The sequence below is a fragment of the Chitinophaga sp. MM2321 genome, from assembly GCF_964033635.1.
GTDB lineage: Bacteria > Bacteroidota > Bacteroidia > Chitinophagales > Chitinophagaceae > Chitinophaga.
The window spans coordinates 4,830,794-4,856,474 of record NZ_OZ035533.1 but is presented as its reverse complement, the minus strand read 5'-3'; the positions used below and the strand labels follow the sequence as shown (position 1 = coordinate 4,856,474).

Genomic DNA, 25,681 nt, shown 5'->3' with positions numbered 1-25,681 from the left:
GTAGCGATGCAAATAATAAGGTTTCCCGATACATCTTCCTGGAATACATTGTTGCAACGGCCTGTTATGGATACTTCCATGCTGGAACAGAAAGTAGCTGCCATCCTGCAGGATGTGCGCAGCAATGGCGACCAGGCTATACGAAAATATGCGGCGGAATTTGATAAAGTGACCCTGACAGATTTCCAGGTTAAGCCGGCTGATTTTGATAAAGCAGCGGAAACGCTGGAACCTGCGCTGAAAGCAGCTATTCAGCAGGCGGCGAAAAATATTGAAACCTTCCACCGCGCGCAACAGGAAACGTCAAAAGTGATTGAAACCATGCCGGGTGTACAATGCTGGCGCAAATCGGTCGGCATTGAAAAAGTAGGTTTGTATATACCCGGTGGTTCTGCACCGTTGTTTTCTACAATCCTGATGCTTGGCATACCAGCCACTATAGCGGGTTGTAAAGAGATCGTACTTTGTACGCCCTCGCTGCATCCGGCCATTTTATATACGGCGCAACTGATCGGTATCACCAAAGTATTTACCATCGGCGGTGTACAGGCTATCGGCGCAATGGCCTATGGTACGGAAACGGTACCGCAGGTATACAAGATCTTCGGCCCGGGAAACCAGTATGTTACCTGCGCCAAGCAGCTGGTCAATAAAGGCGGTGTTGCCATCGATATGCCTGCCGGTCCTTCTGAAGTGGCCGTGCTGGCAGACGACAGCTGCATCCCTGATTTTGTAGCGGCCGATCTGCTCTCACAGGCGGAACATGGTCCGGACAGCCAGGTAGTATTGGTAACCACCAGCGAAAAAGTGATCAGCGACGTGGAAAATGCACTCCGGGCGCAGCTGGACAAGCTGCCCCGCAAAGGCATTGCCACAGCAGCACTGGACAACAGTAAAATGATCCTCGTGGCAGATGCCGCGGAGGCGGTAGCCATGCTCAATGCCTATGCACCGGAACACCTGATCCTGGCCTGCCAGGACGCAACCGCCATCGCTGACCGCATCACCAATGCAGGCTCCGTTTTTATCGGCAATTATACCCCTGAAAGTGCGGGCGATTATGCATCAGGTACCAATCATACACTGCCTACCAATGGCTATGCAAGGGCTTACAGCGGTGTATCGCTGGACAGCTTTGTGAAAAAGATTACCTTCCAGCAGATCTCTCCTGAAGGTTTGCAGCACATCGGCGCTACCATCGAAACCATGGCCGCCGCAGAAGGATTGGAGGCGCATAAGAATGCAGTAACGATAAGACTGAAAAATATGTAGGGATTTTTTGATTTTCGAATTTTTTGATTTTGTTTGATAGATGAAGTTGCTACATCAAAAAAACCTTAGCAGTCGGAAATCGTACATCAAAAAATTCGAAATTGTTTTTTTTCAGTTGGAAAATCAGAAAATCCGTAAATCAAAAAATTCGAAAATGTTCAATTTGGCTTCTCTTCTCAGAGACAACATAAAAAAACTGGTACCTTATTCTTCCGCCAGGGATGAGTTTAAAGGGGAGGCATCCATTTTCCTGGACGCAAATGAAAATAGTTTCGGATCGCCGTTACCGGTGAATTACAACCGCTATCCTGATCCGATGCAATGGCAGTTGAAATATAAGCTCGCCGATATAAAAGGGGTACCGCCGCAGAATATTTTTATCGGTAATGGCAGCGATGAAGCCATCGATATACTGTACCGCGCTTTTTGCAGACCCGGTGTGGACAACGTGGTATTATGCCCGCCCACGTATGGTATGTACGAGGTAAGCGCCCATATCAATGATGTGATCGTGCGCAAGGTGAGCCTCACAGAAGATTTTCAGCTGGACATACCCGCCCTCCAGCAGGCGGTGGATGAAAATACAAAACTGATCTTCATCTGTTCTCCCAATAACCCCACAGGCAACTCTATCAACAGATCGGAGATTGAATTGCTGCTGAATAATTTCGATGGGATTGTGGTGATCGATGAAGCTTATATTAACTTCTCCCGTCAGAAAACTTTTATACAGGAACTCACAGAATATCCGAACCTGGTAGTACTGCAAACCCTGTCGAAAGCATGGGGACTGGCTGCATTGCGCCTGGGTATGGCGTTTGCGGGCGAGGAAATTATCAATGTATTCAACAAAGTGAAGCCGCCTTATAATATTGGACAGGCTACACAGGAACTTGCCTTGCAGGCGCTGGAAAATGTAAACCGGGTGAATGAATGGATCCGCGAGATTGTGATTGAGCGCGATCTGCTCTCCGCCGCCATGGAACAGCTTCCGCTGGTATTGCACGTATATCCCAGCGATGCCAATTTCATCCTGGTGAAAACCACCGATGCAAAAGGTATTTACAACTATCTCACCGAACAGGGTATTGTGGTGCGCGACCGCTCCAAAGTAGAGTTGTGCATGGGTTGTTTGCGTATCACCGTTGGTACGCCGGCTGAAAACCTGCGCCTGCTGGAGGTATTGAAATCTTTTAATCTGAAAACAACAACATCCGCTTCCGTATGAAACGAGTACTTTTTATAGACCGCGATGGTACGTTAATAAAAGAAGTGCCACCTACTTACCAGATCGATAGCCTGGATAAGGTGGAATTTTATCCCAAAGTGTTTGTAAACATGGCCCGCATCGCTGCGGAGCTGGACTATGAGCTGGTGATGGTCACCAACCAGGATGGACTGGGAACCGCTTCTTTTCCCGAAGAAACTTTTCTGCCTGCACAAAATATGATCATTAAGGCTTTTGAAAATGAAGGCGTACAGTTTAAGGAAGTGTTCATTGACCGCTCTTTTCCGGCGGATAATGCACCTACCCGCAAGCCTGGTACCGGTATGCTGACAAAATATTTTTCGGAAGATTACGATCTCGCTAACTCCTTCGTGATCGGCGATCGTATTACGGATGTACAGCTGGCCAAGAACCTTGGCGCCAAAGCGATCTGGCTTAATGAAGGCAATGGCCTGGGAAATGCAGAGATCAGCGATGATGTAGCGGCGCTGCAATCCGTGATAGCACTGGAGTCTACCGACTGGAACCGGATCTATGAATTCCTGAAATTAGGACTTAGAACGGTAACGCACATACGAAAAACAAATGAAACAGATATCAGCATTGAACTCAACCTGGATGGTACCGGCAAAGCCAATATCCACACGGGGCTGGGCTTTTTTGACCACATGCTGGATCAGATTGCACGTCATGGCGCTATAGACCTGAATATCACCGCCAAAGGGGATTTGCATATCGATGAGCACCATACGATTGAAGATACCGGTATCGCGCTGGGAGAAGCCATCGCCAAAGGTTTGGGCGATAAACGCGGTATTGAAAGGTACGGTTTCTGCCTACCCATGGATGATTGCCTGGCGCAGGTAGGCATCGATTTTGGTGGCCGTAACTGGCTGGTATGGGAAGCGGAGTTTAACAGGGAAAAGATAGGGGAGATGCCTACCGAAATGTTCTTCCACTTCTTCAAATCCTTTTCTGACGGGGCTAAAGCCAATCTGAATATAAAAGCAGAGGGTCAGAATGAACATCATAAAATAGAAGCCATTTTTAAAACCTTTGCCAAAGCCATCAAAATGGCGGTGAAAAGGAATCCGTATAATATGCAGTTACCAAGCACAAAGGGCGTATTGTAGGAACGCCGGGTAAAGGCGCAAAAACTTTGCAGACAAAAAAAAATTTGCATTTGTTGTAAAAATGTTTCAATTTTGTTCTCGCTATGCAAAATATCATGACAAATAAATATTGGTGGTGGCACGGAATCAATCCTTGATCTGTGTTACAGTGCCATGTTTCGTCTGAAATATAATTGGAAGGCTCGCTGTTACACAGCGGGCCTTCCGACTTTTTAGGCGCTTCCATTTTTTACACAAAACCACTTTCACCCAAAATATCATGCGTACCATTCAAGTAAAAACGAGATCCAAACAGATGCTGGCGGACATTTTCACGCCGGTGGGCATCTATCTGCGGCTGCGCGATAAGTTCCCCGGCGCTATCCTCCTGGAAAGCACGGACTACCGCGCCAGCGAAAACAGCTACTCCTTCATCTGTGTGAAACCTATTGCAGGTATTGAAGTTACCTCTACTACCAACTTCGAATTCAAGTATCCCAATCTACCGGTAGAAAAGAAACAACTCAAAAATAAACAAAGCGTACTCGATGAAATAGGAACGTTCCTGGGTAATTTTTCCTTCTCCGGCAAACACCCGGTACCCATGGCGCAAAGCCTCTATGGATATACTACTTTCGACGCCGTACAGTTCTTTGAAACGATCACTTTTAATGAGCAGAAACAGACGGAGAAAGATAATACGATTCCGTTGATGCGCTACCGTTATTATCAATATGTGATCGCCATCAACCACTTCAAGGATGAACTTTATCTCTGCGAAAACCTGGTAGATGGCCTGGACAGTGAGTTTGACCTCGTGGAATCACTCATCCGCCACAAAGATTCGCCCGGTTATCCGTTTATCGCCGTTGGGGAGGAAGAAAGCAACATGACCGACGCAGCATACATGCAGATGGTGGAGCAGGGCAAGCAACACTGTTTTCGCGGAGATGTTTTCCAGGTAGTGCTTTCCAGGGCTTTCCAGCAATCTTTCACCGGCGATGAATTCAACGTATACCGCGCCCTCCGCTCTATCAACCCCTCTCCTTATCTTTTCTTCTTCGATTACGGCGATTATAAATTAATGGGCTCTTCTCCGGAAGCGCAGATCGTTATCAAAAACGGACAGGCCACCATCCACCCGATTGCAGGCACTTTCCGCCGCACCGGCGATGATGTGCAGGACCGCCTGCTGGCAGATAAACTGCTGCATGACCCGAAAGAGAATGCAGAACATGTGATGTTGGTGGATCTTGCCCGCAATGATCTCAGCAGGAACGCGAAAGAAGTGCAGGTATCCAAATACCGGCAGGTACAATACTACTCGCATGTTATTCACCTGGTGAGTGAAGTAACCGGAAAGGTGGACCCTTCCATCAACCCCTTCACGCTGATGGCTTCCTCATTCCCGGCGGGTACACTTTCCGGTGCACCGAAATACCGCGCCATGCAAATCATTGACCAGTACGAACCTACGGCCCGTGGCTTCTATGGCGGTTGTATAGGCGCTGTTGGTTTTGACGGCAGCTTCAATCACGCCATCATGATCCGCTCCATCCTCAGTAAAATGAATACATTATACTATCAGGCAGGAGCCGGTGTGGTAGCCAAATCCGTGGCATCTTCCGAACTGGAGGAAGTAGGTAATAAACTCAATGCATTAAAACAAGCCATTCTGCTGGCACAAAAGATCTGACATGAACATCCTGGTTTTTGATAATTACGACTCCTTTACATACAACCTCGTACACCTCGTTGAAAAGATCATCGATGGAAAAGTTACCGTTGTACGCAACGACGATATTCCTTTGGAGAAAGTGAATGACTTCGATAAAATAATTTTATCTCCCGGTCCGGGTATCCCGGAAGAAGCCGGCTTATTACTGCCGCTCATCAAAGCATATGCACCCACCAAATCCATCTTCGGCGTATGTCTTGGATTACAGGCCATAGGCCAGGCTTTTGGCGCCTCGCTCACCAACCTGAAAGAAGTGTATCACGGCGTGGCAACCAATGTAAAAGTGATAGCCGACGATGGTCGTCTCTTTAAAAATATGCCCCGCGAATTACAGGCCGGCCGTTATCACTCCTGGGTGATAGACAAAACAACCTTACCATCGGAATTAATACTTACCGCAGAAGATGATGATGGTTTTATTATGGCATTACAACATAATAAATATGATGTAAGTGGGGTACAGTTTCACCCGGAAAGCGTGCTTACACCAACAGGAGAGCAGATTTTGAGAAACTGGCTGGAGATGTAATCATCTTCCCGCAGTATTATCTTAATCAATTAAATAAAGCTTAATCATCGTCATGAAAAAGATTCTTAATTACCTCTTCGAACATAAATCATTCAGCCGCGAAGCTGCTAAGGATATCCTGATCAACATCTCCAAAGGTGTATTTAATGATAGTGAGCTGGCCGCTTTTATGACGGTCTATCTCATGCGCAGCATTACGATCAACGAATTACTCGGTTTCCGGGATGCGCTCCTGGAGCTGTGCGTACCTGTAAACCTCAACGGTTACAACGTACTGGACATCGTAGGTACCGGCGGGGATGCAAAAAATACCTTTAATATTTCTACCTTGTCGTGCTTTGTGGTAGCAGGTGCAGGCGGAAAAGTCGCCAAACACGGTAACTATGGGGTGTCTTCCATCAGCGGAGCCTCCAACCTGATGGAACTGGTAGGCTATAAATTTAAGGCAGATGAAGGCAAACTGAAAACAGAACTGGAAGAATCCGGTCTTTGTTTCCTCCATGCGCCGCTGTTTCACCCTGCCCTCCGGCATGTAGCCGGTGTGCGCCGGCAGTTGGGTGTACGCACGTTCTTTAACATGCTCGGCCCCCTGGTAAACCCGGCCCTGGCTCAACACCAGCTGATCGGAGTTTACAGCCTGGAAATGGCACGGGTGTATAACTACCTGTTCCAGCAAACAGACAAGCAGTTCGTGATTGTTCACAGCCTGGATGGCTACGATGAAATATCACTGACAGCCGATACCAAAATTATCACCAACAAAGGCGAACGCGACTGGACACCGGAACAACTGGGCAAACGTAAAGTACATCCGGAAGATATCTACGGCGGTAACTCCGTAGAGGAAGCCGCAAAGATCTTTATGAAGATCCTGAAAGGGGAAGGTACCTGGGCGCAGAACTCCGTGGTATTTGCCAACGCAGCCATGGGATTGCATAGTCTGGGTAACTATAATACCTACGACGATGCATTCAATGCCGCAGTAGCATCCCTGGAATCTGGTAATGCATACAAGGCATTTAAGAAACTGATTGAATTACAATAAAACATATCACCGGCAGGAAAAGGATCATGAAAAATATATTAGCAGAAATAGTTGCACATAAACACATAGAAGTAGCCGCGCGCAAACTACAGCGCAACGCACAGGAATTGCAGCAGACATCGATGTTTGCCCGTGAAACTTTATCATTGTGCAACTTCCTGCAACAGCCCGATAAAACAGGTATCATCGCGGAGTTTAAACGCCGCTCACCCTCCAAAGGGCTGATCAATGGCGATGTAACCGTGCAACAGGTAACGACAGCGTATACACGCTACGGTGCTTCCGGACTATCTGTTTTAACAGACGAGAAATATTTCGGAGGATCTTCGGATGACCTGCAACAGGCACGCAGCTTTAATCAGATCCCTATCCTGCGCAAGGATTTTGTGATAGATGAATACCAGATCCTCGAAGCCAAAGCCATTGGCGCCGATGTGATCCTGCTCATTGCGGAATGCCTGGAAGCCGCAGAGGTAGCACACCTCGCCGCTTTTGCGCACAACCTCGGACTGGAAGTATTGCTGGAAGTACACAGCGAAGCACAGCTGGAAAAGGTAACCGCGCATACCCACCTGGTGGGTGTAAACAACCGCGACCTGACCACTTTCCAGGTAGACTTTAACCGCTCCTGTGAACTGGCGCCCAAAATTCCGGCTGATAAAGTGAAGGTAGCAGAAAGCGGGATCAACGATCCTGCAGCTATTGTAACGCTGAAAGCCGCCGGGTTCCAGGGGTTTCTGATAGGTGAGCATTTTATGAAACAGGAAGATCCTGCCCGTGCATTCGAAAATTTTGTACAAACGCTCAACACTTTGCAGGCTAAATAAATAACAACATGCGTATTAAAGTTTGCGGTATCACAAGAGTAAATGATTTGCAGGCCCTGGTAGATAACAAGGTAGATTACGCCGGTTTTATCTTTTATGAGAGATCACCGCGTTTTGCTGCCAATAAAATAGATGCCAGAACAGTACGCGAAACAACCGGTATAAAAAAAGTAGGCGTTTTTGTAAATGCGCCGCTGGAGCAGGTGCAACGCACGGTTACGGATTATGCGCTGGACCTCGTACAATTACATGGTGATGAAACACCGGAATTTTGTGCCACCATTCGTAAGTCTGTTCCGGTGATCAAAGCATTTCGTATAGGCGATAACGTTAACTGGAAAATGGAACTGGCGCCTTATGTGCCGGTAACCGATTATTTCCTCTTCGATACCGCCTCCGAAAAAGGCTATGGCGGCACCGGCGAAAGTTTCAACTGGGAACTCTTGGCGCAATATCCTTTTGATCATCCATTCCTGCTAAGTGGGGGTATCACTCCTGAAATGGCGGAACAGATCAATGGATTACAACTGCCTGCTTTATTTGCAGTAGATGTGAACAGTAAGTTTGAAGACAGTCCCGGTGTAAAGAACATCAAAAAGGTTGCTCTTTTTGTGAGCGCCGTCCATTAACAACAGCTGGTAGTACCGGCAACAGGAAAAATAAAATTAGTTCATCAATATTAAAATAAGCGGTCATGGATATTGCAATAGATACAGGCAACTCCAGGTATCAGGTGGATAAAAATGGTTATTACGGCAGGTTTGGTGGTGCATACATCCCGGAAATGCTTTATCCCAATGTGGAGGAGCTGCAACGGAAGTATCTTGAAATACTGCGCGAGCCGGCCTTTCAACAGGAGTTTGAAGCACTGCTGCGTGATTATGTAGGTCGCCCTTCTCCCTTATACTTTGCTAAACGGTTGTCTGAGAAATACAATGCACAGATTTACCTGAAGCGGGAAGATCTTAACCACACCGGCGCACATAAGATCAACAATACTATCGGTCAGATCCTGCTGGCACAACGCCTGGGCAAGAAACGCATCATTGCGGAAACCGGCGCGGGGCAGCATGGCGTAGCTACCGCTACTGTTTGCGCCCTCATGGGTCTGGAATGTGTGGTGTATATGGGTAGCATTGATATTGAAAGACAAGCGCCGAACGTAGCCCGCATGAAAATGCTCGGTGCTACCGTGGTGCCTGCCACCAGTGGCAGCAAAACCCTGAAAGATGCTACCAACGAAGCTATCCGTGACTGGATCAATAACCCGGTAGATACACATTATATCCTCGGTACAGCAGCAGGCCCGCATCCTTACCCGGATATGGTGTCGCGCTTTCAGTCTGTGATCAGCGAAGAAATAAAGAAGCAATTGCTGGAAAAAACGGGTCGTGCAAATCCTGATTATGTGGTAGCCTGTATCGGTGGCGGTAGTAACGCTGCCGGCGCTTACTTCCATTACCTCGATGAGGAAGACGTGAAACTGGTGGCCGTAGAAGCCGGTGGAAAGGGCGTACACAGCGGGTTTTCCGCTGCTACCACGCAGCTGGGCAAAATCGGGATCATCCATGCCAGCAAAACATTGCTTATGCAAACAGCCGACGGACAGATAGTAGAACCACATTCCATTTCAGCAGGACTGGATTACCCGGGTATAGGCCCCATGCATGCTAACCTGTATGAAACCGGTCGCGCCCAGTTCCTGAGTGCCACCGATGAGGAAGCACTGGCAGCTGCCTATGAGCTGAGTAAACTGGAAGGTATCATTCCTGCTATGGAATCTGCGCACGCACTGGCCAAACTGAAAGACTTGCCTTTCAACGCTGATGACGTGGTGGTAGTATGCCTTTCCGGCCGTGGCGACAAAGACCTGGATACCTATATCCGTCACCTGAATAAATAAAATGGATTATGCAAAATCGTATTGATCAACTGTTTGCCAATAAGCAACACGGCATTTTAAATATATATTGTACGGCAGGTTTTCCGCAGTTAAATGATACCCTGCCTATCATGACTGCTTTGCAGCAACATGGTGCGGACCTGATAGAACTGGGTATGCCCTTCTCTGATCCGCTGGCAGATGGTCCTGTGATCCAGGAAAGCAGCATGAAAGCATTGCAGAACGGGATGAGCATTCATACCCTGTTTGAACAACTGGCCGGCTTCAGAGAACGTATACACGTACCCGTTATCCTGATGGGTTATCTCAATCCTGTTTTGTTATATGGTGTGGAAGAATTTGTGAAGAAGTGCGCCGAAACAGGTGTAGACGGCGTTATTCTGCCTGATTTACCCATGGCGGAATTTGAAGCGGACTACAAAACAGTGTTTGAAAAATATAATGTACACCTCATTTTCCTGGTTACACCGGAAACAAGTGAAGCGCGTATCCGGAAAATAGACAGCCTGAGCAAAGGCTTCCTGTATGCCGTATCCTCTTCTTCCACTACGGGAAAAGACAAGGATATGGGTAATCAGCAGGACTACTTTGAACGGCTGCAACAGCTCAAACTAACCAACCCGGTATTAATTGGGTTTGGTATAAAGGATAAAGCTACTTTTGATACAGCATCGAAGTATGCCAGTGGCGCTATCATTGGTACAGCTTTTATTAAGGCGATAGAGAACAGTAAGGATCTTGATGGAACGGTTCAAACGTTTATTAAATCCATTAAATAAATAATTACTGATGACGGATTTGTGAGGAGATCCCTTGAAACATCACTTCATAAATCCGTAATTCGTGATCCGTAATTTTTCATGAAATGAAAACAGTCATTATTAAATATAACGCCGGCAATATCCGCTCCGTTCAGTTTGCACTGGAGCGTTTAGGCGTTACCGGTATAGTAACAGACGATCCCGCAGAGATCATGTCTGCCGATAAGGTGATCTTTCCCGGTGTAGGCGAGGCCAGCACGGCCATGCGCTACCTGAAGGAAAGGAAACTGGATCAGCTCATTACCAGTCTGCAACAGCCAGTACTGGGCATCTGCCTGGGTATGCAGCTGTTATGCCGTTATTCTGAGGAGAATGACACCGGTTGCCTGGGTGTTTTTGATGTAGACGTAAAACGCTTTCAGTCGCCGGTAGAAAATCTGTTGAAAATACCACAGATAGGCTGGAATAATATCGCCGGGCTGCACAGCGTAATGTTTGAGCATGTGCCCGAAAATACCTACATGTATTTCGTGCACAGTTATTACGCTGCATTGGGTGCTGATACCGTGGCGATCACCAACTACGTGATCAATTACAGCGCCGCCCTGCAGAAGGATAATTTTTATGCGGTACAGTTTCACCCGGAGAAATCCGCTGAAGGAGGCGCCCGCATCATCGAAAATTTTTTGAATTTATAAGATGAATATCAGGAAGATCAGTGTAGACGATACCCTGCAACTACGCAGGGACGTTTTATATCCGAATTGGGAGTTGTCTGCTGTAAAACTGGACCATGATGTAGATGGCCTGCACTTCGGCGTATTTGAAAGCGGACAGCTGGTAACAGTGGTATCACTTTTTTTAGGCCGCCAGGAGGCACAGTTTCGTAAACTGGCTACCACACCGGCTGCGCAGGGAAAAGGATATGGCAAGGCGGTGTTGTCTCACCTGATTGACATCTGCAAAAAAGAAAAAATAAAACTCCTGTGGTGTAATGCCCGCGATACGGCTGTGAGCTTTTACGACAAACTGGGTTACACCCGCAAAGGGGATTACTTTATAAAAGACGGCATCTCCTTTATCAGAATGGAGCTGCCGCTGGAACAACATAATATGAAGGCCAGATCTTTCGAAATAATACCTGCTATTGATATCATTGATGGCAAATGTGTGCGCCTGACGCAAGGCGACTATAACCAGCAAAAAGTATACAACGAGCATCCGCTGGAAGTAGCCAAGGAATTTGAGGCGCTGGGCGTTCGCCGCCTGCACCTGGTAGACCTGGATGGCGCCAAAAAAGGTGCTGTGGTGAACTGGAAGGTGCTGGAGAATATTGTTGGCAAAACAACCCTGGTCACTGATTTTGGTGGCGGTATCAAAACGGATAAAGACCTGGATATCGTATTTGAGTGCGGTGCGGCTTTAGCCACCATCGGGAGTGTAGCGGTAAAGTCACCGGAGCTGTTCTTTAGTTGGGTGAAACGCTACGGCGCTGCTAAAATATTCCTGGGCGCCGATGTAAAAGAAGAAAAGATTGCGGTAGGCGGTTGGCTGGAAACCACGGAGCTGTCTGTTTTTGATTTCCTGGAAAGCAATATTGCGCAAGGGGTGAATAACATTTTTTGTACAGATATTGCGAAAGACGGCCTGTTACAGGGACCTTCCATGGATCTCTACAAAAAGATTATTGCCCGCTTCAGCGATATTAACTTTGTAGCCAGCGGTGGGGTAAGCAACATTGAAGATGTAGCAGCCCTGCAGGAAATAGGCTGTAGTGGCGCTATTATCGGGAAGGCTATCTACGAAGGAAACATCTCGATGGCAGAATTAAAATCATTCCTGTAAATTATTATTGTATGCTGACCAAACGCATCATACCATGCCTGGATATCAAAGACGGACGTACCGTGAAAGGCATTAACTTTGAGAATATACGGGATGCCGGTGATCCGATAGAACTGGGTGCATTGTATGCTGAACAGGGTGCTGATGAACTGGTATTTCTGGATATAACGGCTACGAACGAACGAAGAAAAACATTAGCGGAGCTGGTTACGCGCATTGCCCGTCATGTAAACATTCCGTTTACCGTGGGTGGTGGCATTGCCGCGGTGGAGGATGTAAACATATTACTGCAATCCGGCGCTGATAAAATATCCGTGAACACGGCAGCCTTCAAAAATCCCGGCCTGGTGGATACACTGGCCCGTGAGTTTGGCAGTCAGTGTATTGTATTGGCTATTGATACCCGTTTCGAGGATGGCGACTGGTTCGTATACCTGAATGGAGGCCGCGTAAAAACGGACATCAAAGCCTACGATTGGGCGCGGGAAGCCGTGAACCGTGGCGCAGGTGAAATACTGCTAACCTCCATGAATAACGACGGAACAAAGAAAGGTTTCGCACTGGATATTACCGGTAAGTTGTCGCAAAACCTGAATGTGCCTGTTATCGCTTCCGGCGGTGCAGGTAATATGGAACATTTTGTGGACGTCTTTGAAAATGCACAGGCCGATGCGGCGCTGGCAGCCAGTATCTTCCATTATAAAGAAATAGAAATACCTGCGCTCAAAACCTTCCTTTATCAGAAAGGGGTGAACGTAAGATTTTAGTGATATTTGAAACAAGCATATATGCAGATAGATTTTCAAAAGTCAGCCGATGGCCTGGTACCGGCTATCATTCAGGACCCGGCCACCAATAAAGTGCTGATGCTCGGTTACATGAACCAGGAAGCACTGGACAAAACCCTGGCAGAAAAAAAGGTGACTTTTTTCAGCCGCTCAAAAAACCGCTTATGGACAAAGGGGGAGGAGAGTGGTAACTTCCTGTTGTTGCAGGATATCAAAATCGATTGCGATCATGATACCCTGCTCATCAAAGCCAATCCTGTTGGCCCGGTATGCCATACCGGCGCTGATACCTGCTGGGATGAACAGAATGTAAGCAACGATTTTCTCGCTAAACTGGAAAGTGTTATTACAGACCGTAAAAATAATCCTTCCGAAAAATCCTATACCTCCCAGCTCTTTGCACGCGGCATTAATAAAATGGCGCAGAAAGTAGGGGAAGAAGCGGTGGAAGTGGTGATCGAAGCAAAAGATAATAACGACAACCTGTTTCTCAATGAATCGGCTGATTTGCTGTTCCATTATCTTATCCTGTTGCAAGCCAAGGGATTCCAGCTGGCGGATGTTATAGCAGTGTTAAAAGAAAGACATAAATAGACGTAAACAGATTTTAAATGATTTTCCTGGGTTATTTTTGCGGTTAATAAATAATTAATTATTTATATTTAATCGACAAGATCAACCAGGAGGATCATTTTTTTTATTTAAATCCTGGTCAAAAATCAATTAATCATAGTTATGAAGCAAATGTTCCTGTTAGCCGCAGGTATATTATTATCAGCGGGAGTGTATGCCCAACAGGTATCGGGCACTGTAAAGGGAGGTAACGGTAAGAAAATATACCTGTTTGATGACCAGGATAATAATCCGGACGACTCACTACTTATTGCGAATGAGCAATTCAGCTTTAAGGTAAAGAACGGCAAAGAGCCGGCTGTATATGCCCTGATTCTGCAGGATGTTAATTATCCGATGCTGTTTGTATCCGGTAATGAGCCTGTTCATTTTACAACTACTACCGCCACGTATCCTATTGCTTCGGCAGTAAAGGGTAATGAAAATACATTGAGTATGCAGGCGTACCAGAAAGCATTTGATCCATTGATCAAAAGGGCGCAGGTATTGAATACAGAGGCAAGCAATATCAACCCGGAGGACGAGCCGGCAAAAAATGCTTTCCGTACCAAAGCGGAACAGTTTAGCAAGGATATTGTGAAAACGGGTACTGGCTTCATTAAGGAGCATCCAAAGAGTATTGCCAGCATCTGGTTGATGATGAATGAATTACGCTCCCGCGTGGAACCGGAAGAATTTCAGCGGCTGTTTGCATCACTGGATAAATCCGTTCAGGAAAGTCCGTATGGGGAAAGCGTCACCGCCTATATAAAAAGCCTGAAGGCAAATGCGGTGGATATTCCTGCAGATGACTTTTCGCAGCACAATGAAAAGGGGGAGCCTGTTAAACTGTCATCATTCCGCGGTAAGTATGTATTGGTGGATTTCTGGGCCAGCTGGTGCGGACCATGCCGGCAGGAGAATCCCAATGTAGTAAAGGCTTATAACAAATTCAAGGATAAGAATTTCACGATCCTGGGCGTGTCCCTGGACAACGACCGTGACCGCTGGCTGCGTGCCGTGAAACAAGATGGCCTTGCCTGGACCCAGGTATCCGATTTGCAGGGTTGGGGTAATGAAGTAGCTGTACAGTATGGCATTCAGTCTATTCCGGCTAATCTCCTCATTGATCCGGATGGTAAGATCATTGCCAGGAATCTGCGGGGAGCACAGCTGGAAGAGAAATTGCAGGAGTTACTGAAATAGCCGCTTATCAAAATCAGGTTGGCAATGATCGCCTGATACTTGAAATTTGTTATTCGTAAATTTTAAGATCAATGAAGATATCGATAATAGGCGCCGTCATGCTTTTCCCAGCAATGTTGTTTGCACAGGATAAAAAAACGGCGGCTGCGGGTAAGCCTTTTACCATAGAGGGAACGGTTACTGAATTGAAGGACCCTGCTACTATATATATCAGAATGCGTAAGGGTGGTGAAAGTGTGATCGATAGTGCGCAGGTGAAAGATGGTAAGTTCACTTTTTCCGGCAACCTGGAAGAGCCTTCACTGGCCAGCCTGATGCTGGTACAGAAGAATGCGGAAAAACAGGTGTCCATGAGCCGTGATATGCTCGCCGTATACCTGGATGAAGGGATGGTGAGTATCAATACCACAGATTCTATCAGCAAGGCCGTGGTAACAGGTTCCAGGGCCAATGATGATTACAGGAAATTACAGGAGCAACTGAAAGACGTGAATGTAAAAGGCGCCGCCCTTCAGAAAAAATACCGGGAATTGTCTGCCAATAAGGATGAGGAAGGATTGAAGAAACTGGAAGCAGACTACGACGAACTGGATGCCGAAGAGAAAAAGATAGAGTATGATTTTCTCCGCAAAAATACTGCTTCCCCTATCGCGGTATATGTATTAAACCAGTATGCCGGTTATGATCTTAAACCCGCTGAAGTAGCTCCCCTGTTTAAGAAAATCAATAAGGATGCAAAAAAATCCCCTTCCGGAAAAGAATTTGCCAAACGCCTGGAATCTGCCAGGAAAACGGCGATAGGCCAGTCTGCTATTGAGTTTGCGCAGACAGATGCGAATGGTAAAGAGGTAAAGCTGTCATCTTTCCGGGGTAAATATGTGTTGGTAGACTTCTGGGCCAGTTGGTGCGGACCCTGCCGTGCAGAGAACCCCAATGTAGTGAAGGCATACAATAAATTCAAAGCAAAAGGATTTGAAATCCTGGGCGTTTCCCTGGATGATAAAAAGAATAAATGGCAGGCGGCTATAGATGCCGATAAACTCACCTGGACGCATGTTTCAGACCTGAAGGGCTGGAAGAATGCGGCAGCTGAACTTTACGGTGTACGCGCCATCCCGCAGAATGTACTGATCAATCCTAAAGGAAAGATCATTGCCAAAAACCTGCGCGGCGAAGCCCTGGAAGAGAAACTGGGAGAAATATTGCAATAAACTTCCCCGTAAAAAGAAATTACTTCCCCTGATGAAACGTAAAGTTTTATCAGGGGATTTTTATTTTAATCCATCTTCAAAAATAAAAATTTGCATTATTACGAAACATTCGTAGTTTTACGAAACAATCGTAATTGATAAATAAAATAATTATGGAAAAACTGACCCAACAGGAAGAAGCTGCTATGCTTGCTATCTGGAAAGCGGGAAAAGGTTTTGTGAAAGATTTTCTGGAAATACATATAGCACCGGTTCCTCCGTATACCACCCTGGCTTCTACCATTAAGAACCTGGAAAAGAAAGGATTTGTGGCAAGCCATAAGGTAGGTAACGTATATGAGTATACGCCATTAATGGAGGAAGCTGCCTATAAAAAGAAGTTTATGAATGGCTTTGTAAAAGACTATTTCGAAAACTCGTATAAAGAGCTGGTATCCTTCTTTGCAAAGGAGAAGAAGATCAGTCCTGATGAGCTGAAAGAAATAATCCGCATGATAGAAAACGGCAAATAAATAAAATCGTGGTTATGGTACCTGCTATCTTAATATATCTGTTAAAAGCAAATATCGCCCTCACATTATTCTTTCTTGCTTATCATATCGGTTTGCGCAGGCTTACCTTTTATACGCTTAACAGAGTGTATCTAATAGGTGGGATCATTTTATCCTCCCTTTTCCCGCTCATTTCCATCGATGATTTTATCAACAGGCATGAAACCATTGCAGGAAATGTAATGACCTATGTACCTGATTTCAGCGCATGGCAGGCGCCTGCACCTGTTTTTACCATCTGGACGGCGCTGGTATATATTTTTTGGGTAGGGGTATCGCTAATGGCTATACGCTTTTCTATACAGCTTTTTTCATTATGGAAGATACACAGCCGGTCGGAACGTGGGGAGATAAACGGTTTCCGCGTACACCTGCTCCAACAGCAGGTAAATCCCTTCTCGTTTTTCCGGCAGATCTATATCAATCCCTCCCTGCACAAGGCCATGGAACTACCTGCCATACTGCGTCATGAAAAAGTGCATGTACGCCAGTGGCACAGCGCAGATGTTTTGCTGGGGGAACTGAACAATATTTTTTACTGGTTCAATCCGGGCGCCTGGCTCATGACCACTGCCATCCGTGAAAACCTCGAATTTATTACCGACAGATACCTGCTCCGGCAGGGCGTTGATAAAACAACTTATCAGTACAGCCTGATTAAAGTAAGTGGGATCCCATATGCGACGGCCATCGCAAACAATTTCAATTTCTCACATCTAAAAAACAGGATCATCATGATGAACAAGAAAAAATCATCAGGTTATCAGCTGGTGCGCTACCTGGTGTCAGGCATGCTGGTTGGTGGATTGGTACTATCACTCAATTACAGCCGGGCAACTGTTGCTGTGCAACAGGTAAGCCACCCGGAAAAAACAGATACGATTCCACCAACGCCGCAACCGGCCCCACTTCCACCTAAAGCACCCAAAGCACCACCGGCTCCGCCAAAAGCGTCCATCATCGGAGTGGCGCCTGTGCCTCCTGCACCACCCGTACCGCCTGCACCACCACCTGCGCCAAAGCTGGATAAACTTCCGGATAACGCAGTGTACCTGCTGGACGGAAAACTCAGCAACAAAATAGCAGTAGCTGCTTTGAATAGCCACGATATTGAAACAATAGAGGTATGGAAAAATGATGATGTGAAGGATGAAATGGTCGCAAAATATGGCGAAAAGGCAAGGAATGGAGTGATAAGCATTGTTACCAGGAAGGGTCCTGCCGCCCCCAAGGCTAACGTGACAGTTATAACAGGTAACAAACCTGATCCTTTATGGGTAATAAATGGGAAAATTGCACCGCCAACTGCTATGAAGGAGATGAACCCGGCTGATATAGAACATATAGATGTTCTGAAAGGTCAGTCAGCTACCAGTTTATATGGAGAGAAGGGAGCAAACGGGGTGATTATTGTTACCACAAAACCAGGTGCCGCTCAAGGAACGACTTTAAAGTCGGGTGGAGATACCACCAATGTTATCAGGGTGGTCGGCTTTAAATCAGGTGTAGATCTGCTGGATTCTATCCGGGTTATTAAATAATTATTTTATCAGGATACAAAAAGCCACGGTCCGCCACCGTGGCTTTTTTGTTTATAGCAAACATTATCTGCACCCGGATGTTTATATAAAAATACGGAAACCACAATTTGTATTTTTATGGCATCTCTTATTCCTCCCGTCAATAGTCATGATCATATTGCAGGTGGCACCAGTGCGGCAACTGAACTGGTAGAATATGGCGACTTTCAATGTCCTTATTGTGCAGCCGCTTTTCTTATTGTAAAGGAAGTACAACAACGCGCAGGGGAAACACTGAAGTTTGTTTTCCGGAATTTTCCGCTGTCAGAATCGCATGAATATGCTATGGATGCTGCATTGGCAGCTGAAGCCGCCAGCCGGCAAGGCAAATACTGGGAAATGTTTGATGCGCTGTACAGCCATCAGCAACTTTTTAGTGAAACCCTTTTTTCACGGCTGGCAAAAGAACTTGACCTGGACCCCGAAAAATTTCGGGAAGACATGGAAGATAACACGCTGCTCAGCAAAGTAGAAGCTGATTTCGAAAGCGGTGTGCGCAGTGGTGTAAATGGCACACCCACTTTCTTTATCAATGGCAAACGCTATAATGGTGATTACAGTTTACTTACTTCCGCGATCCCCCACTGAACGTGCGCACCGGAAACCAAGATTAGCCAGGCCCGATTCGGGGGTTGTTTTCATACGTGCTGATACGCGGTAACCCCGGCAATACTCATCACTGCACATGTAGGAACCACCTCTGATCACCCGTTTGTCCGCCGACGGATCTTCGGGGTCAAAACCTTTGGCCGGACCAGCCGGGTTCACGACACCGTTTTCTCCCTGTGCATAGTAGTTGGCATCATACCAGTCTGCACACCATTCCCATACATTCCCCGACATATCATACAACTGGTAACTATTAGGACTATACGATTTCACAGGTGCTGTACCATAAAAGCCATCAGTTTCGGTATTGTGATAAGGAAAGTTGCCATTCCAGGTATTGGCTTTTGGTTTGCCGCTGGTGAGGGCTTCATTCCCCCAGGGGTATAGTTGTCCGGACAGGCCGCCCCGCGCGGCATATTCCCATTCTGCTTCTGTAGGCAGCCGCTTGCCGGCCCATTTGGCATAAGCCTGTGCATCCAGCCACGATACCTGCGTTACGGGCAGCCGGTCGTTGTTGGGCACGTCTTTACCCACCCCATTGGGATGCTTCCAGTTAGCGCCGGGTTCAAAACTCCACCATTGTGATACATCATTAAAAGGTACCGCATGATCAGGAGGGGTGAATATCAGTGCGCCTGCTGCCATCATGCTGCTATCCGGTTCCGGAGAACCGGGGGGCATACTCGCCATCAGTTCTTCTTTGGTAATAGGTTTTTCCGCCGTGGTCACATACCCTGTGGCGGCTACGAAGGCCGCAAATTCCTGGTTGGTCACTTCGTGTTCATCCATCCAGAAACTATCCACCTGCACACTGTGTTTGGGGTATTCATCCGCGATGCCGGTGCTGTCGTCCGCTCCCATACTGAAGGTGCCACCCGGAATGAGTACCATCTTATTCAGTGTATCCGTTTCCGTTGTTGCCACGGCCTGCTTGTCCTTTGTTCCGCTGTTGACACCGCAGGCACTCAGGCCTGTTAATCCCAGCAGTACACAAATATTGATAAATTGGTTACTTCTTAACATTAACTTCGTTTGATTAGCGAGATAATATCAAAAATAGCAATAAAAAAAGGCGATAGGTAACAATTTTATAATGATTTATTTATCCAAACTATTGTAAACTGCACCTTCATTCGGTTCCGGTGCCATGCCGGTGCCGGTTATCATTGGTATTGCTTATGCAACAAACTGCCATACCCTTTACGCGAAAGGATTTCGGCGATGATTTCCTCTGGGGAGTCACGATTTCCGCGTTTCAGAATGAAGGCGCCAGTGAGCAGGATGGTAAAGGCGCCTCTATCTGGGATACCTTCTCCCGGCGTAAAGGAAAGATCAAAGATAAAAACCATGCACTGGTAGCATGTGATTTCTACAACAGGTATACACAGGATATTCTGCTGGCTAAACTGCTGGGCTTCACCGTATTCCGTTTCTCCTTGTCGTGGTCGCGCATCATGCCAAACGGCACAGGCAGCGTGAACCAGGCGGGGCTCGACTACTACCACCGGGTGATAGATGCCTGCCTGGAAGTGGGACTGGAGCCGTATGTGACCCTGTATCACTGGGACCTGCCGCAGGCGCTTGAAAACAAAGGCGGCTGGTGTCACCGGGGAGTGATATTTGCTTTCGAAGAATATGTGCGCGTTTGTGCCCGTGCTTTTGGCAATAAAGTCAAGAACTGGATTGTTTTAAACGAACCTTTTGGTTTTACGGCGCTGGGCTATATGCTGGGTGTGCATGCACCGGGAAAGTTTGGTCTTTCTTATTTTTTGCCGGCCGTGCATCATGTGGCGCTGGCACAGGCGGAGGGTGGCCGTGTACTCAGGGAAGAAGTAGCCGGCGCCAATATCGGCAATGCCTTGTCTTGTTCACAGATCATTCCATATACAAACAAAGAAAAGGATATGCAGGCTGCACGCCGTGCTGATGCGCTGTTTAATCGTTTGTTCCTGGAACCTGCGCTGGGAATGGGTTACCCGGTACAGGACTTCCCCCTGCTCAAACGTATTGAACGCCGCTACGCTTTGTGGCGTGACTGGGACCGGCTGGCCTTTGATTTTGATTTTATCGGGATACAGAATTATTTTCCACTGGTGGTAAAACACAATCCCTTTATGCCGGTGGTAAAGATTTCAGAAGTAAAAGCCCGGTCTAGGAATGTGCCGGTTACCGCCCTGGGGTGGGAAATTAATGGTAACGGCCTCTATGAAATACTGAAACAGTTTGCTGCCTGTAAGGGGGTGAAAAAGCTCATCGTTACAGAAGGAGGTGCAGCGTTTAATGATGTACGGGAAGAGGACGGCAACATCCATGATACCGCCCGCATAGCGTACTTCCGGGAATACCTCGCCGCCGTACTGAAAGCACGGCAGGAAGGCATTCCTGTAGACGGCTATTTCGCCTGGACACTCACCGATAATTTTGAATGGACGGAAGGCTACCGCGCCCGTTTCGGATTGGTACACATAAATTTCGACACACAGCAAAGAACCATAAAGGACTCCGGATATTGGTTCCGCAACCTGTAATCATGGGGTTATTTATCTCCCACATTTTTCTAAAAAAAATCACAAACAACAAAACACAAACAACAAAACACAAACAACAAATCACCCATCCGTTTTAATCCTATCATCTGTTTAATCCTGGTCTCTATTCGGCCAACCTTTTAAAGAACCATATATCTCTCAGGCTGAAATTAAACACAGCATTCACATAATTTTCCTTCACCAATCCGTTGTTGCTGCCACCTCTTTGTCCGGCTTCGAGGCCCACGTAATAGCGCAGCTGCCCGTTTTTGCTGGGCAGTGAAAGTCCCAGTGTGCCGGATATATCGGTGATCTGCGCGCCGTTAATAACCAGCGGGGATTTATTATAACTGAATCCCGCCTGCATGATGGCGCCTTCAAAAGTCTGGTTGTAATATTTGCGGGTAAGCGCATATTCCACCCCGGTAGAATACCGCTCTCCATCCTGGTAATAATAGTTGCTGCCTTTATTGCGCAGGGTATTCCATAACTGGTGACGATAATCCGCTACCCAGGTAATGGTACCGTTGGTAAGCGAAAGACCGCCGCCATATTCAGCCGGCAGGGTAAAGTATCCGGCAGGTAGTTGCTCGGTGTAGTAAGAGGTTTCATCCTGGTTTACAATATTCAGTTTTTCCTGTAGCTTCAGTTTTGTTTCAAAGCGGTAAGTGGCGCCCAGTCCCAGTTGCCAGCCTTTGGCGACTTTGGCAACGTATTGTGCGCCTGCTGTGAAGTTAGGTTTGAAGGTATATTTATTGTGTTGTGTCACGAGGGAATCAGAGCCTATTGTCTGTGCGGTATTCAGCGGTCCGAAAAGGAATGCAGTGGATACGCCGACAGACAGATGTTTATTCAGTTGAAAACCATTGGAGATGTAAGTCCTGTTGATACCGCCGGTGCCGGTGGTGGTAGCGGTGACGGGATTTCCGGTACCGGTGATAAACTGGTTGTTGAGCAGTTTATAATCTACGGTGCTGAAAGGAGAAATGCCGGCGCTGATGCCCCAGAACTTCGCGGCTTTGAATCCCAGTGCCAGCCGTTTGAAGTTTACATCGCCTGCATTTTGTGAGATGCCGGCGCCGGAGTAATTCACCTGTTGTGCTTTTATGGATACATCAAACATAAAGTTCTGGGTGGGTAATGCGCTGTAAGAGGCCGGATTCAGCTCGTTCAGGTAGCCGGAGTTGCGTCTGCCTATGCCGGTGCTTCCGAGGCCGTAATTGCGGCTGTAATCCCTTGTTTCCAGATCGCCTATGCCATAGGCGGAATAGATGGAATTAAGACCGTGTTGCGCCTTTACCGAGGCAGCGCCCAGGAGAAGGAGTAATAAACAGGTATATAGTTTTATCCGCATGAGCATATGATCCATTATTTATACAACAGGAAGTACACCTGTATTTTGATCTTGTTTTTTGTGTTGCGCTGATCGCCGATAGCGAGACGGTCCAGTGTTGTTCTGGCTTCCCCGCCGCTGGTGGTGAGCAACAGGCCGCGGGCCGTGTTGTCTGTAGCCGTTAGCTGTGCTGTACAATACGATGTGATGTCGTAGGTGTAGGTGGTATGTTCGTTATACATGTTGTCAATCGTCAGCGTGCCGTAATTGAGGGTGTCGGTTACATCGTTTGTTTTATTTACCGCACAGAGGACCAGGTTAGGCGGTAGCCGGTATCCGATTGTACTGCCGTTGGCGGGAGATACCGTCATGATCACTTTCATGAGCTTGAAGTATTGTCCCAGTTGCGGGAGGCTTTTCAGGTACGGCAGATCTATTCGTGTAGCCACCCCCGTTATAGGCTGTATAAAAGCAACATTCCCTGTTTGTGTAGATGGCAATTCCTTTTCAGTGCCGTCCAGCGCGGCTATGGGCGTACCGGTGCGGTTTGTGGACACCTGGTTGAACTGGAGCTCAGGCGTGGTCATTTTAAAATCCACATATTTCACCGTTGTGATGATCTCATTGGTATGATAATATAACCGCATGGTAAGACTGGTGTCCTCCGCTGAAAAGCCTGTTACCGCTTTACTGTTGGGACCGGGCCTCACCTGCAGCCCTTTGAAAAATTCGAGGAAAGTATTGGAAGCGGTAATATCCGGACTCTTATCGCGCAACATGGTAAACAGCTGGTTGCCCAGGATGTCAGACATCTTGACCGAAATAATCTTATCGGTGCCAGGGCGTATAATGCCCGTGAAACTACCGATGGGATTGGTTTCTGTAGAAAAGCTACTGTTGTTGTAGAGATAATAAAAGTTTTTTGCCGGCTGAATTTTTTCCGTCACCCGGTACACGCGCAGATCCTGCGGTATAGTAGAATCACCTGACATATATCCGTTGGGATGCATGATCAGCGACATGGAATCATATTGTGATCCGTGAACAGGAATATCAATGGTGGCGGGTTGTAACAGCTGAAAGAAAGAAGTAGCGGTGGTGGTACCGAACAACGGATCTGTTTTGATACCGGTGAGCAACGTAGCTGCACCGGAAGTGGGTATGGAATCATACCGGATTGTTTTCATGGTGAGCGACAAAGTATCAGAAAGGATATAATCTGTTGCCTGATTATTATCTACCACATTATTGTAAGTGAAGCCGGCCTTTTCACAGGAAGAAAAAGCTGCCACGAGCAAAACTCCCGGCAGGTATTTGAAGATGCTGCGCCGGAAGCGGCTGAAAAATAAATGATACATGGTCGTGTTCATGGTGCGCAATTTTAGACAGGATCAATACTTACAGTTCCTTTAATATGCCAACAGGCATAATTCATCGATGAACCGTGGATTCTGTTCTTTATGCTGCCAATAGCGCATGAACAAGCATTAGCGGCGAAAGATTACTGCTGGCAGATAAAATAACGGTATCTGTCATTTAAAAAGAGGGGTATATCTATTTCCTGTTTGCCGGAATGCTCCTGCGGATAATTTTGGCTATCGTAAAAAGAACATGCTAATGCGTTATTTAAAAGGTTATAGTTTATTATTGATCGCTTCTTTGGTGGCCTGCTCTAAGGATTCTTCCACCACCACCCTGGTGGGTAACTGGATCAAACGTTCCGAATTTGAAGGGGTCGCCAGAAGTTCGGCTGCATCTTTTGTGATTGATAATAAAGCCTACATCGGTACCGGCTATGATGGTGAAAACCGGTTGCAGGACTTCTGGGTATATGATGTAGATCTCAACCAGTGGACGCAGAAAGCAGCATTCCCCGGTGCGGGCCGCAATGGCGCGGTAGGTATTGCCATGGCCGGTAAAGGGTATATCGGCACGGGTTACGACGGACTCAACAAACTGAATGATTTTTATCAGTATGATCCTGCTGCCAACAGCTGGCAACGCAAGGCCGACTTTGCAGGCTCTGCACGTTATGGCGCGGTTAGCTTTGCACTGAAAGATAAAGGCTTTATCACTACCGGCTATGATGGTAACTGGTTAAAAGATAACTGGAAATACGATCCCACCACAGATAGCTGGGCACAGGCACCCAGCCTGAACACCGGTAAAAGAACAGATGCTTCTTCTTTCGTGATCGGCAACCGGGCATACGTGGTCATGGGAACGGCCAACTCTACTTTTATCAGCGATTTCTATGCGTATGACGGCGATACAGACAACTGGGTACAGTTGCGTGCTATCGACAATCTTTCTGACGACAGCTATGATGATAGCTACAACTTCAAAGGTAGCAGCGCAGCGGCTTTTGCCATGAAAGGAAAAGGATATATCGTTTCCGGTACCACCGGTGGATTAACCAGTGCGGTATGGGAATACACACCCGGTTCCGATACCTGGGTACAGAAAACAGACTTCGAAGGTGCTGCCCGTACAGGTGCAGTGGGCTTTTCTGTAAAAGACCGCGGCTTTGTAGTACTGGGTACCAGCTCCAGCCAGGCGTTTGATAACATGTTTGAATTTGATCCTACAGCTGAGTATAACAAGAATGACTAAACGAAATATCTTAATCGTAGCCGGCATCGTGCTGGCGGTACTGGTTTTTGTAGCCGTAAAACACCGCACAGTCACACCGGAAAAGAGTTCCACCGCAATGGTTTCCCTTGCGGTGGAGCCTTTTGAAATTAATGGTGGCTGGGGATATAAAGTAGTCATGGACGGACATCCCTACATTTACCAGGATGTAATTCCAGGCGTTCCCGGCAACCGGGTATTTCATTCAAAAGAAGATGCCCTGCGCGTAGGGAATGCGGTGATGGAAAAATTAGTACAGCGTAAAATGCCAGCCATGACGCAGGCCGAATTAGTAAAAATGCAGATCGCAGAAGCGCGGTAGAAATACCTGTCGGCACATCAATTCAAGGCCCCTCATTTTAAGCTGATTTT

25 protein-coding genes are annotated in these 25,681 nt (G+C 47.0%); 22 read left to right on the top strand and 3 right to left on the bottom strand.

Annotated features, from left to right (window positions below):
- Positions 1-6 precede the first annotated feature (6 nt).
- The 19 genes from hisD (at position 7) to ABQ275_RS18685 (ending at position 18,796) form a co-directional block, all read left to right on the top strand.
- On the top strand, positions 7-1,272 hold the full coding sequence (gene hisD / locus ABQ275_RS18775) for a histidinol dehydrogenase (protein WP_349314697.1): 1,266 nt from the start codon (positions 7-9) through the stop codon (positions 1,270-1,272).
- Positions 1,273-1,426: 154 nt separating this feature from the next.
- The gene (hisC, locus tag ABQ275_RS18770) at positions 1,427-2,500 is read left to right on the top strand and encodes a histidinol-phosphate transaminase (protein WP_349314696.1); all 1,074 of its coding nucleotides are present in this window, start codon (positions 1,427-1,429) and stop codon (positions 2,498-2,500) included.
- Positions 2,497-3,633 carry a bifunctional histidinol-phosphatase/imidazoleglycerol-phosphate dehydratase HisB gene (gene hisB / locus ABQ275_RS18765; protein WP_349314695.1) on the top strand — a complete coding sequence of 379 codons (1,137 nt, stop codon included), beginning with the start codon at positions 2,497-2,499 and terminating at the stop codon, positions 3,631-3,633. The genes hisC and hisB overlap by 4 nt, the downstream gene beginning before the upstream one ends.
- Before the next feature lie 259 nt (positions 3,634-3,892).
- Positions 3,893-5,308, top strand: coding sequence for an anthranilate synthase component I family protein (locus tag ABQ275_RS18760; RefSeq protein ID WP_349314694.1), 1,416 nt, complete (start codon positions 3,893-3,895; stop codon positions 5,306-5,308).
- A gap of 1 nt (position 5,309) precedes the next feature.
- Positions 5,310-5,879 (top strand): aminodeoxychorismate/anthranilate synthase component II, encoded by a 570-nt coding sequence (locus ABQ275_RS18755; RefSeq protein ID WP_349314693.1) that lies wholly within the window; start codon positions 5,310-5,312, stop codon positions 5,877-5,879.
- 52 nt (positions 5,880-5,931) lie between these two features.
- Entirely contained in the window at positions 5,932-6,924 is a 993-nt protein-coding gene (trpD, locus tag ABQ275_RS18750; protein WP_349314692.1) for an anthranilate phosphoribosyltransferase, read from the top strand.
- A 26-nt stretch (positions 6,925-6,950) separates the two neighbouring features.
- Entirely contained in the window at positions 6,951-7,751 is an 801-nt protein-coding gene (gene trpC / locus ABQ275_RS18745) for an indole-3-glycerol phosphate synthase TrpC (RefSeq protein ID WP_349314691.1), read from the top strand.
- A gap of 8 nt (positions 7,752-7,759) precedes the next feature.
- Positions 7,760-8,380, top strand: coding sequence for a phosphoribosylanthranilate isomerase (locus ABQ275_RS18740; RefSeq protein ID WP_349314690.1), 621 nt, complete (start codon positions 7,760-7,762; stop codon positions 8,378-8,380).
- A gap of 65 nt (positions 8,381-8,445) precedes the next feature.
- On the top strand, positions 8,446-9,654 hold the full coding sequence (gene trpB / locus ABQ275_RS18735) for a tryptophan synthase subunit beta (RefSeq protein ID WP_349314689.1): 1,209 nt from the start codon (positions 8,446-8,448) through the stop codon (positions 9,652-9,654).
- Positions 9,655-9,662: 8 nt separating this feature from the next.
- Positions 9,663-10,433 (top strand): tryptophan synthase subunit alpha, encoded by a 771-nt coding sequence (gene trpA / locus ABQ275_RS18730; protein ID WP_349314688.1) that lies wholly within the window; start codon positions 9,663-9,665, stop codon positions 10,431-10,433.
- 86 nt (positions 10,434-10,519) lie between these two features.
- On the top strand, positions 10,520-11,113 hold the full coding sequence (hisH, locus tag ABQ275_RS18725; protein WP_349314687.1) for an imidazole glycerol phosphate synthase subunit HisH: 594 nt from the start codon (positions 10,520-10,522) through the stop codon (positions 11,111-11,113).
- Position 11,114: 1 nt separating this feature from the next.
- On the top strand, positions 11,115-12,260 hold the full coding sequence (gene hisA, locus ABQ275_RS18720) for a 1-(5-phosphoribosyl)-5-[(5-phosphoribosylamino)methylideneamino]imidazole-4-carboxamide isomerase (protein ID WP_349314686.1): 1,146 nt from the start codon (positions 11,115-11,117) through the stop codon (positions 12,258-12,260).
- A gap of 11 nt (positions 12,261-12,271) precedes the next feature.
- The gene (gene hisF, locus ABQ275_RS18715; RefSeq protein WP_349314685.1) at positions 12,272-13,027 is read left to right on the top strand and encodes an imidazole glycerol phosphate synthase subunit HisF; all 756 of its coding nucleotides are present in this window, start codon (positions 12,272-12,274) and stop codon (positions 13,025-13,027) included.
- A 21-nt stretch (positions 13,028-13,048) separates the two neighbouring features.
- A complete protein-coding gene (hisIE, locus tag ABQ275_RS18710; RefSeq protein ID WP_349314684.1) occupies positions 13,049-13,642 on the top strand; it encodes a bifunctional phosphoribosyl-AMP cyclohydrolase/phosphoribosyl-ATP diphosphatase HisIE in 594 nt (197 codons plus the stop codon).
- A gap of 141 nt (positions 13,643-13,783) precedes the next feature.
- Positions 13,784-14,866: a TlpA disulfide reductase family protein gene (locus ABQ275_RS18705; protein ID WP_349314683.1), complete on the top strand. Its 1,083-nt coding sequence runs from the start codon at positions 13,784-13,786 to the stop codon at positions 14,864-14,866.
- A gap of 71 nt (positions 14,867-14,937) precedes the next feature.
- The gene (locus ABQ275_RS18700) at positions 14,938-16,077 is read left to right on the top strand and encodes a TlpA disulfide reductase family protein (RefSeq protein WP_349314682.1); all 1,140 of its coding nucleotides are present in this window, start codon (positions 14,938-14,940) and stop codon (positions 16,075-16,077) included.
- 152 nt (positions 16,078-16,229) lie between these two features.
- Positions 16,230-16,589, top strand: coding sequence for a BlaI/MecI/CopY family transcriptional regulator (locus tag ABQ275_RS18695; RefSeq protein ID WP_349314681.1), 360 nt, complete (start codon positions 16,230-16,232; stop codon positions 16,587-16,589).
- 14 nt (positions 16,590-16,603) lie between these two features.
- Complete coding sequence (locus ABQ275_RS18690) at positions 16,604-18,169, top strand: M56 family metallopeptidase (RefSeq protein ID WP_349314680.1); 1,566 nt, start codon at positions 16,604-16,606, stop codon at positions 18,167-18,169.
- Between the two features lie 117 nt (positions 18,170-18,286).
- Entirely contained in the window at positions 18,287-18,796 is a 510-nt protein-coding gene (locus tag ABQ275_RS18685) for a thioredoxin domain-containing protein (RefSeq protein WP_349314679.1), read from the top strand.
- Here the strand turns inward: ABQ275_RS18685 and ABQ275_RS18680 are convergent.
- Positions 18,770-19,840: a formylglycine-generating enzyme family protein gene (locus ABQ275_RS18680; RefSeq protein ID WP_349314678.1), complete on the bottom strand. Its 1,071-nt coding sequence runs from the start codon at positions 19,838-19,840 to the stop codon at positions 18,770-18,772. The two genes, ABQ275_RS18685 and ABQ275_RS18680, sit on opposite strands and share 27 nt — an antisense overlap.
- Before the next feature lie 155 nt (positions 19,841-19,995).
- Here ABQ275_RS18680 and ABQ275_RS18675 point away from each other — a divergent pair, with 155 nt between their 5' ends.
- Positions 19,996-21,345 carry a GH1 family beta-glucosidase gene (locus ABQ275_RS18675; protein ID WP_349314677.1) on the top strand — a complete coding sequence of 450 codons (1,350 nt, stop codon included), beginning with the start codon at positions 19,996-19,998 and terminating at the stop codon, positions 21,343-21,345.
- A gap of 124 nt (positions 21,346-21,469) precedes the next feature.
- Here the strand turns inward: ABQ275_RS18675 and ABQ275_RS18670 are convergent, their stop codons facing one another.
- Both ABQ275_RS18670 and ABQ275_RS18665 read right to left on the bottom strand, forming a co-directional pair.
- The gene (locus tag ABQ275_RS18670) at positions 21,470-22,705 is read right to left on the bottom strand and encodes a hypothetical protein (RefSeq protein WP_349314676.1); all 1,236 of its coding nucleotides are present in this window, start codon (positions 22,703-22,705) and stop codon (positions 21,470-21,472) included.
- Between the two features lie 8 nt (positions 22,706-22,713).
- Positions 22,714-24,048, bottom strand: coding sequence for a DUF4270 family protein (locus ABQ275_RS18665; protein ID WP_349314675.1), 1,335 nt, complete (start codon positions 24,046-24,048; stop codon positions 22,714-22,716).
- A gap of 247 nt (positions 24,049-24,295) precedes the next feature.
- Between ABQ275_RS18665 and ABQ275_RS18660 the strand changes: the two genes are divergently transcribed.
- Entirely contained in the window at positions 24,296-25,291 is a 996-nt protein-coding gene (locus ABQ275_RS18660) for a kelch repeat-containing protein (protein WP_349314674.1), read from the top strand.
- The gene (locus tag ABQ275_RS18655) at positions 25,284-25,631 is read left to right on the top strand and encodes a DUF4907 domain-containing protein (RefSeq protein ID WP_349314673.1); all 348 of its coding nucleotides are present in this window, start codon (positions 25,284-25,286) and stop codon (positions 25,629-25,631) included. Before ABQ275_RS18660 ends, ABQ275_RS18655 begins: the two co-directional genes overlap by 8 nt.
- Positions 25,632-25,681: the final 50 nt, after the last annotated feature.

Bases quoted from the DNA above. Each gene is read 5' to 3' on its own strand.
- ABQ275_RS18760 (WP_349314694.1), top strand. From the start codon at position 3,893: ATGCGTACCATTCAAGTAAAAACGAGATCCAAACAGATGCTGGCGGAC.
- ABQ275_RS18670 (WP_349314676.1), bottom strand. From the start codon at position 22,705: ATGCTCATGCGGATAAAACTATATACCTGTTTATTACTCCTTCTCCTG.
- ABQ275_RS18740 (WP_349314690.1), top strand. From the start codon at position 7,760: ATGCGTATTAAAGTTTGCGGTATCACAAGAGTAAATGATTTGCAGGCC.
- hisD (WP_349314697.1), top strand. From the start codon at position 7: ATGCAAATAATAAGGTTTCCCGATACATCTTCCTGGAATACATTGTTG.
- hisB (WP_349314695.1), top strand. From the start codon at position 2,497: ATGAAACGAGTACTTTTTATAGACCGCGATGGTACGTTAATAAAAGAA.
- trpD (WP_349314692.1), top strand. From the start codon at position 5,932: ATGAAAAAGATTCTTAATTACCTCTTCGAACATAAATCATTCAGCCGC.
- hisH (WP_349314687.1), top strand. From the start codon at position 10,520: ATGAAAACAGTCATTATTAAATATAACGCCGGCAATATCCGCTCCGTT.
- hisF (WP_349314685.1), top strand. From the start codon at position 12,272: ATGCTGACCAAACGCATCATACCATGCCTGGATATCAAAGACGGACGT.
- hisC (WP_349314696.1), top strand. From the start codon at position 1,427: ATGTTCAATTTGGCTTCTCTTCTCAGAGACAACATAAAAAAACTGGTA.
- ABQ275_RS18695 (WP_349314681.1), top strand. From the start codon at position 16,230: ATGGAAAAACTGACCCAACAGGAAGAAGCTGCTATGCTTGCTATCTGG.
- ABQ275_RS18680 (WP_349314678.1), bottom strand. From the start codon at position 19,840: ATGTTAAGAAGTAACCAATTTATCAATATTTGTGTACTGCTGGGATTA.
- trpC (WP_349314691.1), top strand. From the start codon at position 6,951: ATGAAAAATATATTAGCAGAAATAGTTGCACATAAACACATAGAAGTA.
- trpA (WP_349314688.1), top strand. From the start codon at position 9,663: ATGCAAAATCGTATTGATCAACTGTTTGCCAATAAGCAACACGGCATT.
- ABQ275_RS18675 (WP_349314677.1), top strand. From the start codon at position 19,996: ATGCAACAAACTGCCATACCCTTTACGCGAAAGGATTTCGGCGATGAT.
- hisA (WP_349314686.1), top strand. From the start codon at position 11,115: ATGAATATCAGGAAGATCAGTGTAGACGATACCCTGCAACTACGCAGG.
- ABQ275_RS18690 (WP_349314680.1), top strand. From the start codon at position 16,604: ATGGTACCTGCTATCTTAATATATCTGTTAAAAGCAAATATCGCCCTC.
- ABQ275_RS18705 (WP_349314683.1), top strand. From the start codon at position 13,784: ATGAAGCAAATGTTCCTGTTAGCCGCAGGTATATTATTATCAGCGGGA.
- ABQ275_RS18755 (WP_349314693.1), top strand. From the start codon at position 5,310: ATGAACATCCTGGTTTTTGATAATTACGACTCCTTTACATACAACCTC.
- trpB (WP_349314689.1), top strand. From the start codon at position 8,446: ATGGATATTGCAATAGATACAGGCAACTCCAGGTATCAGGTGGATAAA.
- ABQ275_RS18660 (WP_349314674.1), top strand. From the start codon at position 24,296: ATGCGTTATTTAAAAGGTTATAGTTTATTATTGATCGCTTCTTTGGTG.
- ABQ275_RS18665 (WP_349314675.1), bottom strand. From the start codon at position 24,048: ATGAACACGACCATGTATCATTTATTTTTCAGCCGCTTCCGGCGCAGC.
- ABQ275_RS18700 (WP_349314682.1), top strand. From the start codon at position 14,938: ATGAAGATATCGATAATAGGCGCCGTCATGCTTTTCCCAGCAATGTTG.
- ABQ275_RS18655 (WP_349314673.1), top strand. From the start codon at position 25,284: ATGACTAAACGAAATATCTTAATCGTAGCCGGCATCGTGCTGGCGGTA.
- ABQ275_RS18685 (WP_349314679.1), top strand. From the start codon at position 18,287: ATGGCATCTCTTATTCCTCCCGTCAATAGTCATGATCATATTGCAGGT.
- hisIE (WP_349314684.1), top strand. From the start codon at position 13,049: ATGCAGATAGATTTTCAAAAGTCAGCCGATGGCCTGGTACCGGCTATC.